The organism is Cellulomonas sp. JH27-2, assembly GCF_014837175.1.
GTDB lineage: Bacteria > Actinomycetota > Actinomycetes > Actinomycetales > Cellulomonadaceae > Cellulomonas.
In genome coordinates this window covers 159,449-171,393 of the sequence record NZ_JACYFR010000002.1, presented here as the reverse complement: position 1 = coordinate 171,393, position 11,945 = coordinate 159,449, and the positions used below count along the sequence as shown (strand labels likewise).

General features: G+C 73.5%; 9 protein-coding genes. 1 reads left to right on the top strand and 8 read right to left on the bottom strand.

Going from position 1 to position 11,945, the window contains the following annotated elements:
• Nucleotides 1-92: 92 nt before the first annotated feature.
• Nucleotides 93-1,556, bottom strand: coding sequence for an HNH endonuclease (locus tag IC607_RS05685; protein ID WP_191786036.1), 1,464 nt, complete (start codon nucleotides 1,554-1,556; stop codon nucleotides 93-95).
• A gap of 185 nt (nucleotides 1,557-1,741) precedes the next feature.
• Nucleotides 1,742-2,221, bottom strand: coding sequence for an NUDIX domain-containing protein (locus IC607_RS05680; protein WP_370526035.1), 480 nt, complete (start codon nucleotides 2,219-2,221; stop codon nucleotides 1,742-1,744).
• 233 nt (nucleotides 2,222-2,454) lie between these two features.
• Between IC607_RS05680 and IC607_RS17620 the strand changes: the two genes are divergently transcribed.
• Nucleotides 2,455-2,589 (top strand): hypothetical protein, encoded by a 135-nt coding sequence (locus tag IC607_RS17620; protein ID WP_255502269.1) that lies wholly within the window; start codon nucleotides 2,455-2,457, stop codon nucleotides 2,587-2,589.
• 176 nt (nucleotides 2,590-2,765) lie between these two features.
• Here IC607_RS17620 and leuA read toward each other — a convergent pair whose 3' ends face one another.
• The 6 genes from leuA to IC607_RS05650 all read right to left on the bottom strand — a co-directional run bounded on the left by leuA (nucleotide 2,766) and on the right by IC607_RS05650 (nucleotide 11,940).
• On the bottom strand, nucleotides 2,766-4,538 hold the full coding sequence (gene leuA / locus IC607_RS05675) for a 2-isopropylmalate synthase (RefSeq protein ID WP_191786035.1): 1,773 nt from the start codon (nucleotides 4,536-4,538) through the stop codon (nucleotides 2,766-2,768).
• A 184-nt stretch (nucleotides 4,539-4,722) separates the two neighbouring features.
• Entirely contained in the window at nucleotides 4,723-6,171 is a 1,449-nt protein-coding gene (locus IC607_RS05670) for a PQQ-binding-like beta-propeller repeat protein (RefSeq protein ID WP_191786034.1), read from the bottom strand.
• A 66-nt stretch (nucleotides 6,172-6,237) separates the two neighbouring features.
• Nucleotides 6,238-7,530: an RDD family protein gene (locus tag IC607_RS05665; protein ID WP_191786033.1), complete on the bottom strand. Its 1,293-nt coding sequence runs from the start codon at nucleotides 7,528-7,530 to the stop codon at nucleotides 6,238-6,240.
• Nucleotides 7,527-9,842 carry a transglutaminase family protein gene (locus IC607_RS05660; protein WP_191786032.1) on the bottom strand — a complete coding sequence of 772 codons (2,316 nt, stop codon included), beginning with the start codon at nucleotides 9,840-9,842 and terminating at the stop codon, nucleotides 7,527-7,529. Before IC607_RS05660 ends, IC607_RS05665 begins: the two co-directional genes overlap by 4 nt.
• A complete protein-coding gene (locus tag IC607_RS05655; RefSeq protein WP_191786031.1) occupies nucleotides 9,839-10,981 on the bottom strand; it encodes a DUF58 domain-containing protein in 1,143 nt (380 codons plus the stop codon). The genes IC607_RS05660 and IC607_RS05655 overlap by 4 nt, the downstream gene beginning before the upstream one ends.
• 2 nt (nucleotides 10,982-10,983) lie before the next feature.
• Nucleotides 10,984-11,940 (bottom strand): MoxR family ATPase, encoded by a 957-nt coding sequence (locus tag IC607_RS05650; protein ID WP_191786030.1) that lies wholly within the window; start codon nucleotides 11,938-11,940, stop codon nucleotides 10,984-10,986.
• Nucleotides 11,941-11,945 lie beyond the last annotated feature (5 nt).

Sequence of the window (11,945 nt, the reverse complement as noted above, 5' to 3'; positions counted from 1 at the left end):
CTGATCAGCCCCACTGCCTGATCAGCGCGCACTGCGCAGCGCGCACTCGACAGCGGGAACCCCACCGAGGTTGAGCTCCCGCCGCTCTCCCCTCACGCCACGCGCAGCTCGTGCTCCGCCACCAGGGCACGGAAGGAGATGTCGACCACTGAACAGAAGCCCACCGCTACGCGCGACGGCTCCTGGCCCGAGGCCCACGACACCGGGTGCCGCGCAGGAACCGGCATGGCGGGCGGTTCGCTGACGTACCGGTGACCTGTCGGCGTGGTCGTCACCACCACGTGTCGAGCCGCTGGCGGACCCGACGTCCGTGCGACGTCGACCCGCTCGCGCCTCCAGCCCGGCGCCTCCTTGACCAGGTTGCACTGCACGCAGAGCCCCTCGCCGTTGGACGCCGACGTCTCGCCCCCGGACCCGGCGCTCGCGATGTGGTCGATGTGGCGGATGGGCGCGCCGCAGTACGGGGTCCGACAGATGCCCTGGTCACGGATGCGCAAGAAGTCGGCAAGACCGTCCGGATGGAAGCGGGACCTGGACGTCATCGCGACCAGGTCACCGGTCGGATCCGCGTACAGGCGCCGCAGCCAGGCGGCATCCGTCGCGATCCCGGCCGCGGCGAGCTCGCGTGCGACCTGCGCCGGGATCACTCCACCCCCGGACAGGTGGCCGGCCTCGTGCCCAGCGCCGAGGAGCGCCGAGTCGCTCATGACGAGGTTGATGGTCACCGGGACCTCGTCGGCGCGCACCTGGCCGGTCAACCGCTCGACCAGCGTGTCAGCCATGACCTGCCCGCGGCTGCGTGGCGGCGCCGAGGAGACCGTCGCGTTGTCGCCGCGCCGATCCCCCACGGCCGCAGCCAGATCCGCTGCCCGACAGAGGGCGGCATACGCTGCGACCCCTTGCGCGACCGGCAGCAGCGCGGTCAGGTACGTCATGGAATCGGGCGCCGGCCGCAGCGTCACGCATCGTTCGGACTCGGCCTTCCGCGCACGCTTCACGACCGCGGACGGGTCGAGTCGCGCCGCATGCTGTCGCACGAGCGCCACGAGTCGCCGCGTGCCGAGCCCGTCCAGCGAAGCCGGGTCCGCACACAGCAGCGCGTCGATCTCGGCGCGGTCCTCGCGCTCGAGGCACGCGGTCTCCTGTACCAGCTGGATCGCCTGGTACTCCGACAGCCGACCGTGGCGCAGCGCCCGGAACGTGTGCGGCATCTCCGTCGCCCAGACCTTCGCCGCGCCGAGGAGCACACGGCCGCGATGCGGGGACTCGCGTCGAGCCAGTCCGACCTGGCTCCCCACCCCGAGCCCACGCCGCTGCGTCGGGACGCCGGCGACGGCCTGACGGTCCCGTTCGATCACGTCGAGATCCACCGCAGCCTGCGCCTGGGCGGCACACGCCGCGGCTTTGAGCTTTTCCAGCGCTCCCAGCACGTCGACGAGCGCATGGTCTGCTCGGGGCACAGCTCCGTCGACGAGCCGGCGCGTCCACTCGAGGACGTCCGCCGCGGACACCGCGGGCGGCATCGGCTGCTCGGCGTGCGTGGCGGTTGTCGTCATGGACCCATGATATCGAACACCTGTTCGATCTACACCGAAGCCAGCGCCCGATTTGTCCGCCCTGAGCGAACACTCGCGCGTCCGGTGCCCGCGGCCCGGCCGCCGGCCGTTCGGCACCGGGTGTGAGGACGATGGCGCCATGCGAAGGTGACGAGCGGCGGGTGTCGGTGTCGGATGTCGGGTTGTCAGGCGTCAGCCGACGCGTCGCCGAAGCCGTATGCCGTCACGGCCGGCACGTGCCCCGCGGCGAGGGCGGACAGCACCACCAGCTCGTGCGGCACGACGGGATCGGGGAGCCCGCCGAGCGGGAACCAGCGCAGGTCGGCAGCCTTGTCGGCCTCCTGCAGCGCGGGAGTCCCCGACCATCGGCGGCACTCGAAGAACCAGTCCACGCGCTCGTCGATCGCCTCGCCGGTGCCGTTGGTGCGGTGCATGCCGGTGAGCCCGACGAGGTCCGCGAGGTCGATCGCGATCCCGAGCTCTTCGCGCGCCTCTCGTGCGGCGGCGGCGTGGACCGACTCCCCCGCCTCGACGTGGCCGGCCGCCGCGCACGCCCAGTGCCCGTCCATGTAGCCGGTGCCGCGGCGGAGCTGGAGGAGGACCTCGTGGTCGCGGCGGAGCACGACGTACGCGGCGGGAATCACCTGGAACCTGTCGATGCTCACCCGCACACCGTAGGTGAGGATAGGGATGCCACAGCGCCCGACGAGCACACCGGGCACCACGTCAGGAGCGGATCACGAACCAGGACCAAGGCACGGCAGCACCCGACCTGCACGACGATCGCGAGCCGGAGCCGGACGGCGACGCCGCCGGGCGCACGATCGTCGTCGACGGCGAGACCTTCGTCGTCCACGGACCGGGGTGGCGGGGCGGCAGCGGCACGAGCTTCGACTGGGTGAACAGACCGAACCCGGACTACGGCTTCTTCGTCGCGCCCAGCGACGGGCACGAGCTGAGCGAGGTCGAGCAGGTCGACTCCGTCCGCGAGTTCCTCGCGCACGTCGACCCGGTCACGGGCTACCTCGAGTGAGGTGCCCGCGCCGCCGACGCCGGTGATCGCCGGACCGTCGAGGGGTGGTGACGGCGGAGCGGTCAGGGTGTCGGCGGCGCGAGTCTGCGCGCAGGGTCGTCGGGATCACCGACGACCACCAGCGCGCGCCCGACGCGGCAGGCAGGTGATGCCGCGATCGGGAAGTGCGTCCGCCGTCAGCGCAGGTGGCGGTTGACGGCCGAGGTGATGGCCTTGAGCGACGCCGTGGTGATGGACGGGTCGATGCCGACACCCCACAGGATCTCGTCGCCGATCGCGCACTCGACGTACGCGGCGGCCGTAGCGTCGCCGCCCGACGAGAGCGCGTGCTCGGCGTAGTCGAGGACGGCGACGTCGACGCCGACGGACTTCAGCGCGGTCACGAAGGCCGCGACGGGCCCGTTGCCGGAGCCCTCGACCGTGCGGACGTCACCGCCGTCGGCGAGGTCGACCGACAGCGAGTCGGCGCCGTCCTGCACGCTCGTCGTGCGCGTCCCGCGCAGCGCGAACCGGCCCCACGGCTCCAGGCCACCGAAGTCCTGCGCGGGCGTCGCCACGGCGGCAGCCTCGACCGGCAGGTACTCGTCGACGAAGATGCGCCACAGCTCGTCGGCCGTGACCTCGGTGCCGTGCTCGTCGGTGTGCTTCTGGACCACCTGCGAGAACTCGATCTGCAGCCGGCGCGGCAGGTCCAGGTCCTTCTCCGACTTCATCAGGTAGCTGATGCCGCCCTTGCCGGACTGCGAGTTGACGCGGATGATCGCCTCGTACGAGCGCCCGACGTCCTTGGGGTCGATGGGCAGGTAGGGAACGGCCCAGACGACGTCGTCCACCGTCTTGCCGACCCGCTCCGCCGACGCAGACAGCGCGTCCAGCCCCTTCTTGATCGCGTCCTGGTGCGACCCGGAGAACGCGGTGAAGACCAGGTCGCCGCCGTACGGGTGCCGCTCGCCCACCGGCAGCTGGTTGCAGCGCTCGACGGTGCGGCGGATGTGGTCCATGTCCGAGAAGTCGATCTGCGGGTCGATCCCCTGACTGAACAGGTTCATGCCCAGCGTCACCAGGCAGACGTTGCCGGTGCGCTCGCCGTTGCCGAACAGGCAGCCCTCGATGCGGTCGGCACCGGCCTGGTAACCCAGCTCGGCGGCGGCCACCGCGGTGCCGCGGTCGTTGTGCGGGTGCAGCGACAGCACCACGGACTCGCGGTAGCGCAGGTTGCGGCTCATCCACTCGATCGAGTCGGCGTAGACGTTGGGCGTCGCCATCTCGACCGTCGCCGGCAGGTTGATGATGACCTTGCGGTCCGGCGTCGGCTCCAGCTCGTCGAGCACCGCGTTGCAGATCCGCAGCGCGAACTCCAGCTCGGTGCCCGTGTACGACTCGGGGCTGTACTCGTAGAACACCTCGGTGTCCGGGATCAGCTCCTCGTACTTCTTGCAGAAACGGGCGCCCGAGACGGCGATGTCGACGATGCCGTCCTCGTCGGACCGGAACACGACCTCGCGCTGCAGCGTGGACGTCGAGTTGTACAGGTGGACGATGGCCTGCTTGGCGCCGGCGATCGCCTCGTACGTCCGCTCGATCAGGTGCTCGCGCGCCTGGGTCAGCACCTGGATGACGACGTCGTCCGGGATGCGGTTCTCCTCGATCAGCATCCGGACGAAGTCGAAGTCCGTCTGGGACGCCGCGGGGAAGCCGACCTCGATCTCCTTGAAGCCCATCTGCACCAGCAGCTCGAACATCTCGAGCTTGCGGGCGGGGTTCATCGGCTCGATCAGGGCCTGGTTGCCGTCGCGCAGGTCCACGGCGCACCACCGCGGGGCCTTCTCGATCCGGTTGTCGGGCCAGCGCCGGTCCGGCAGCTCGACGCGGATCTGCTCGTGGAACGGCCGGTACTTGTGGATCGGCATGGGCGACGGCTGCTGCGCGCTCGTCTCGAGGTAGCTCATCACTTCTGTCCTTCGCTGCGTGTCTGCGGGTGGCCAGCCGGCACACGGAACACCGCGGCGAGGATCCGGCCTAGAAGGCCTCGCCGCGGCAGCGAAGAAGGAGGTTGTACCCGAGCATGCGCGTCACACTACTCCCCGACCGGCCCTCGGGTGCAAACCGGAACACAGGGCGAGACGGCTCGACCTACCGCAGCGCGACCAGGCTGTCCGCGGTCAGCGCGTACAGCTGGCTACCGGCACGCACCACGCGCACGGTGCCGGCGGGCAGCCCGACCTGCCACGACAGGTCCCCGTCGGCGAGGGAGAACGCGGCCAGCGCCGGCGACCCGTCCGCCTCGCGGACCATGAGCGCGATGCGGCGCCCGTCGCAGAACACGGCCGCCGGCCCGTCGCCCGCGACCGCCTCCACGGGGCGCTGCCACACACGCGTCCCCGTCGCGGCGTCCAGCCCGACGAGCGACGTCGTGCGCACCAGGACGACGCGACCGCCCGCGTCCGCGACGACCTGGGCGTCCGGTTCGACGGTCGTCCACGTCGCGTCCGTCCCCCACGGGCGGTCGTACGCACGGAGCATGAGGACGCCGTTACCACGCTCGACCGTGAGCACCCGGTGGATGCCCGCGTCGTCGACGACGGCCGGGCTCACGGCCTCGCCGTCGACGAGGGCGAGGCGACGGCCGGTGCCGTCGCGCAGGACCGAGCGTGCACCGACGATCCGGTCGTGGAGGTGATAACGGATCCCCACGACGGTGCCGTCGGGGCGCAGGCGCACGGCGTCGTCCTGCCGAGTCGGTGCGGCCGACGAGCTGCGCTCCCCGTCGAGCGAGCGTCCGTCGCGCGCATCGAGGACGAGGCGCGCCGGCACCGCGGTCGCGAGCACCACCTGACCGGCGACCACCAGGTCGAGGTTGCGGGCCTCGCGCAGCCCCACACCCGAGTCCGACGAGGCTCGCCACCGCTCCGCGCCCGTGGCACCGTCGAGCCGCACGACGGCGATCGCGACCTCGTCGAGCGGCCATCCGGCCAGCAGCACGTCGCCGCGGTCGGCACCCATCGCGACCCACGCGCCCGGCACGTCGGTGTCGAGCAGCACCTCACCCGTGGTGGGCGCGAGCGCGACGACGTGCGTCGCCGTGGCGGTTCGGCGTCCCGGCGCTCCGACGAGGCAGGCCAGCCGGTCGCCGGTCGCCACGCAGTCCCGGACGGTCGCGCCCTCCGGCGCGACGGCACGCGTCCAACGCACGTCCCCCGTGACCACGTCGACCGCGTCGAGGATGCGACCGTCCGACGACACGACGACCGCGTCGCCGGCGAGGACCGGCGTGAACCCCGCGCGCGCCGGCACCCGCCACACCTCGCGCGGTGCCTGCCGCAGCGAGCGGACGGCGTCGGTGAAAGCGCCGGCGCCCAGGACGTCGCGCCGCTCCCGCTCGGACACCGCCCGCGGCACCAGGACCACGAGCCAGGCGAGCACCAGCACCGCCGCCAGCGCAAGCCCGGCCGCGGACGCACGGTGCCGCGCGCTCCAGGAGACGAGCGCGTGGGTGCCGTCGGCGAGGCGCGCGGGTGGCCGTCGCTCGTCCTCGTCGACCTGGACGAGCAGCAGCTCCTGGCCCCGACGCTGCGGCCCCATCCCCGCACCGTACGTCCGTCCCGGCCGCACGACGACCGGGCGGCGACCGGGGAGCGGGCCTGCCCCTCAGTCGCGCGCGCGCGGCCCTCTCACCAGGACGAACGAGGAGTCGCCAAACGCCACGCTGGCCCCGGCCCGCAGCCGGACCGGCTGGTCGACCGGGCACACCACCTGGGCGCCGTCGGGCAGCGTCACGACGGTCCCGTTGGTGGACCCGCGGTCGGCGACCCACACACCGTGCGGCGTGACCGCGACCTGCAGGTGCGTCTTGGACACGGACCGCGTGGGGTCGACGACGCGGACCAGCTGGACGTCCACGGCCGCCGCGGGGTTCCGGCCGACGAGCGCCACCCCGTCGATCACGACGCGCCGCCCGTCGCTCAGCGCGACCTCGGCGGTGTCGGGCGGCGTCGCGACCGCGACGACCGGCTCCGGGGCGACGTCCTGTCGCGGCGCCACGCGGCGCGTCATCTCGACCTCGGGGTCGAGCTCGGGGATCGCGACCTGCCTCGCGTCGAGGGCACCGACCTCCAGGACCGTCGCTGTCCCGGCGACGGCCGCCGCCGGGAGAGCGACGGCAACCGCTGCCGGGCCGCCGGCCGGTGTCGTGGCCGACGCTCGCGCCCGGACCGTGCCGACCGTCGGGATCACCCGCGTGTCGACGTCAGGACCGTGCTCGCGCGGCGCGAGCGGCGCCAGCACCAGCGGCGTGCTGCCCGTGACGGCGGGCGCCCCGGACGCGTCGTGGGCCGAGACCCAGTCCGGGACCTGGACAGGTGGAGGTGCCGGCGCCCACGGCGAGGGTTCGGCGGCGCTCCCGCGTGAACCGTGGCGCTCGAGCCGGACGTCGCCGGGCGCGTCCCCGGACCACGACACGGGCGCATCTGCGTCGGTGCCGACGAGGTCGACGACCTCGTCGCGGGCGGCACGGTCGTGCCATCCGCGGTTGCGACCGGTGCGGTCGAAGGCCGGCGAGGCGAGCACGACGAGCTGCCCGATGCCGAGCACCAGGGTTCCGGCGGCGACCACGAGCCCTCGCAGCAGCACACGCAGCATCCCGATGGGTCGCAGCGTGTCGACGTCGACCGTCCTCATCCCGAGCACGAGGCGCCCGACCGTCCAGCCGAGCAGCCCGTGCGCCACCCACTGGCCGACCGCGACGACCACGACGAGCACCAGGCCGCAGGCGGCGAGGGCGGACGGCGCACCGTCACCTCCGCCGCGCGCGACGGCAGCCAGAGCGAGCGGTGTCGCGGCGAGGGCCGCAACCACCCCGTCGACGAGCCAACCCAGGAAGCGTCGACCGAGCGACGAGACGCGCGCGGGCGCGGCGGCGAGCGGGGCGGGAGCGGGACTCATGAGCTTCTCCGGGTTCGGGTGCCGCGGCGCGCCGACGACGGTGCCTGCGGGCGCGGGCGGTGGCGCCCGCGCAACGAGCTGAGCGACAGGAGGGCACGCAGGCGTCGCCGCCGCGTCACCCCGCCGTGCATCGCCTTGACGGCGCTGTCGACGTCGGCCCAGTACGCCTTCGCCTCTGCTGCCGTCGGTGGCTTGGCCGCGAACGTCGCACGGTCCGCCTGGCGGGCGAGCTGGGTCACCGTGGCTCCGACGGCGGTCTTGGCGGACGTCGCCGTGAACGCGTCCCCCAGCGCCCGCGCCGACTCCGTACGGGTCGCGTGCGCGAGCACGGGCTGACGCAGGTCGACGGCCGCGTCGAGGACCTCGTCCCATCCGCCGGCCATGCGCTGCGACGTGTCCCGCGTGCGCCGACGACGCCGCCGGCGACGCGCCTTGAGCACGCCGATCACGAGGAACGGCAACGCCAGCAGGAACAGCGGGACCGCGACAGCCCCACCGATCAGCGCCACGGTGCGCCACAGCGGCACGCTGTCGTCCGCGCTGGGCGGAGCCTTCGGGGCCGGCTGCTCGGTGTCGTCGTCGGGCGGCTTGACGGCGTCCGGGGCCGCAGGCGGTGGTTGCACGACCTGCGGCTGCGGGTCCGACGGCGTCGGCTCCTCGCTCTCCTGCGGTGTCTGCTCGCGGGGCGGCGTGGGCTCGAACGGCACCCATCCGTGGCCGTCGAACGCGATCTCCACCCACGCCGAGATGTCGTCGCCGGTCACGGCCAACGGCTTGCCGTCCTCCTGGGTGGCCGACGGCTCGAAGCCCAGCACGACGCGCGCCGGCAGGCCCACGTCGCGTGCCATCAGCGCCATCGCGGACGCGTACTGCTCGCCGTCGCCGATCATCTGGTCGCCGCCGAGCAAGGACGACATGCGGTCGGCGCCGTGACCGGACAGCGACCTCGCCTGGCCCGCGTCCGTCAGCCCGTTGCTGAAGTAGCCCTTCTCGTTCAAGAACTGCGTGAGGGAGCGAGCCACCTGCACCGGCGTCCCGGCGTCACGCGCGACGTCGCCGGCCGTGGCGCCCACCTCCTCGGGGACGCCCGAGTCGTCGGGCAGCGTCACGTCCGAGGCGAGCGAGCCACCGATCTGGGCATCGGTGGGTTCACGCGGGACGACGACGTCCATCGTGTAGTCCAGCCCCTTGCGCACGCCGCCGGTGAGCACCGCCGCCTCGGTCGCCTCGTTGAAGCGCAGCCCGTCGGCCGCGTCGGAGTCGTGGACGTCGATGCTGGTCGGCTCGCCGACCGTCGGCAGCCACACGCCCGTCAGTCCCTCGACGTCGATCGAGACCTTCGCCCGCGTCCCGCGGTCGGTCGCGGGGATCGTCGAGCCCACCCGGCGGAACTCGCCCGAGCTGTCGGCGGTGCCGTCGCCCGCGACGTTCCACACGACGCCGTCGTAGCGGTCCATCGTCGCGAGCCGGATGCGGGCGCCGGCGGGCAGTCCCGCGACGGTGAACAGCGTCGTGTCCTTGCGCTGCTTGACGAACTCGCGGAAGGCGGACAGCGGGCTCGGGTAGGCGCGCGGGTCGAACGGCGGCACGATCTCGTCGCGCACCACCAGGCGCGGGGTCTGCCCGACGACCGCCGGCGCCGCCAGGACCGACGCGCCGACCCCGACGGCCGCGATCAGCGCGAGCGACACGAACCTCCGCGCGCGCAGCGTGCCCGCGCGCCAGGCCGCCCACGGCAGCAGCACGACGAGCAGGACCACGCCGGTCGCGATCGGCGGCAGGCTCGGGTGGCGCACCCCCAGCACGACGACCGCGACGGCGACGAGCACCGGCACGAGCGCGGCACACGCGGCACCCGCTCCGCTGCGCACCCGCAGCGCGATGCCGACGGCGGCGGCGGAGCCGACCAGCGCCAGGACGAACGCCGGGATCAGGACGCCGCCGATCGAGCCGACCGGCGGCTGCAGCGTGAGCATCTCCTGCCACGAGGTGCCGAGCCCGCGTGCCAGGACCTGCAAGGTCTCGGCGGTGGGGACGACGCGCGCGACCGTCGTCGTCGGCGCGGCCAACGCTCCCCCGGCGAGGAAGTACACGACCACGACCCCCGCGACCACGGTGATCGCCGACCACCGGCGCGCCGCGCCGAGCACCGCGAGGCCGGCGCCGAGGACGAGCCCACCGGCGATGGCCGGGACCGCCGTGCGCCCGCCGTAGACCGCGACGAGCGGCACGAGCGCGACGGCGAGTGCGCCGACGAGCACCACGACATCGATGAGCGTCTGGACCGGGGTGCGGACGGTGCGCTTCCTCATGCCAGCGCCCGCCGCAGCAGCCGGGGCAGGTCGGCCAGGTCGCCGATCGTCGCGAGCGTGAGCGCTCCCTGGGTCCGCACGCCCAGCTCCTCGCCGCGCGTGCAGCGCACCACGAGCGTCCGGGTGCCGTGCGGGACGTACCGCGCACCCAGGCGCAGGTCGGAGTCGTCGGGGACGGAGCCCGTGAGCAGGATCGCGACTGTCGCGTCGGGCGCCTCGCGTGTGACGCGGCGGCCCAGCAGCGTGGCGCCCGCCCCGGTCGCGGACGTCCCGACGCCGGAGCAGTCGTCGAGCAGGCGCGGCGGCGTGCTCACGCGCAGGCTCCCCGGACCGGCGAGCACCGCCAGGCCGCGCTCCTCGCGGATCACCTGGACGCCGATGGACGCGGCCGTGGACACGGCCAGCTCGAACTCGTCCTCGTGCGCGTAGTCGGCCGGGTCGGTGGCGAGCGCCAGGACGGTCTGGGTGCGGCGCGTGTCCTCGAACTGCTTGACCATGAGCTGGCCGCGGCGGGCCGTCGTGCGCCAGTGGATGTAGCGCCGGTCGTCGCCCGCGACGTAGTCACGCAACGCGTGGAACGACAGGTCCGCGTCGGTGATCTCGCGCGTCGACTGGCCCTCCAGGTCACGCAGCAGCCCGGCGCTCGCACCGGCGAGCGGAACCACGCGCGGGTGGACGAACAGGTCCTCGGGCGTGGTCCACAGCACGGACCGGCGGACCAGGCCCAGCGGGTCGCCGCGCACCGACCGCACCGGCCCGACGACGACGACCGCGCGGCGGTCGGTGGGGATCGCGAACAGCTCGTCGTGCGTCCCTCCGGGCGCCAGGCTCGGGACGCCCAGCTCGGCCACGTTGGATCCGACCGGCAGCTCGATGCGGGACGGCAGGGACCGCCGACGCGCCCGGTTGGTCACCTCGATGCGCCCGACCGCCCGCTCGCCGATCTGCACGCGGCGGTCCGCCATGTCCAGGTCCACCCGGTAGCGCGCACGCCCCAGGGTCATGAGCAGCGCGACGACGAGGACGGCCGCGAGGCCGACCCCGACGGCCGCGAGCTCCAGCCAGCCGAGCCAGCGGCCCACCACGAGACCGGCGGCCGCGACGACCGCGACCCCCCAGCCGAGAGGTGAGACGCGCACGGTCAGGCCGCCCGCACCGTCGGCGGGGCCACCGTCTCCAGGACGCGCGCGACGACCTCGGCCTGCGTCACGCCGGCGAACTCGGCCTCCGAGTCGAGGATGATGCGGTGCGCCAGCACGGGCTGGGCCAGCTCCTTGATGTCGTCGGGGATGACGAACTCACGGCCGCAGGACGCCGCCCACACCTTGGCGCAGCGCACGAGCGCCAGCCCGCCGCGCACGCTCGCACCCAGCGCGGCGCGGCCGTCCTCGCGCGTGCCCTCGATGAGGCGCGCGATGTAGTCGAGGACCGCTTCCTCGATGTGCACGGTCTGGGCCAGGTCCGCCATCGTCCCGACGGCCTGGGTGGTGATCCGCGCGGTCAGCGACGCCGTACGGTCCCGCGCACCGGCGAGGATCTCGATCGACGACGCCCGGTCGGGGTAGCCCAACGACGTCTTGAGCAGGAACCGGTCGAGCTGTGCCTCGGGAAGCCGGTAGGTGCCGGCCTGCTCGATCGGGTTCTGCGTGGCGATGACCATGAACGGGCGACCCACCGGGTGCGTCACGCCGTCGACCGTGACGTTGCCCTCCTCCATGACCTCGAGCAGCGCCGCCTGCGTCTTCGGCGAGGCGCGGTTGATCTCGTCGGCCAGGACGACCGACGCGAACACGGGGCCTGGGTGGAACTCGAACCGCTGCGTGCCCTGGTCGTAGATCGTGACGCCCGTGACGTCCGAGGGCAGCAGGTCCGGCGTGAACTGGATGCGGTGGTGCGTCCCCTGCACCGTCGCCGACAGCGCCTTGGCCAGGCTCGTCTTGCCCGTGCCGGGCGCGTCCTCGAGCAGGATGTGCCCCTCCGCGACCATGGCCGTCAGGGCCAGGCGGATGGTCTGCTCCTTGCCCAGCAGGGCCAGCCCCACGTTGTCGACGAGGGCGTCGAACGTCTCGGCGAACCAGGCGCTCTGCTCGGGCGTCATCTGTG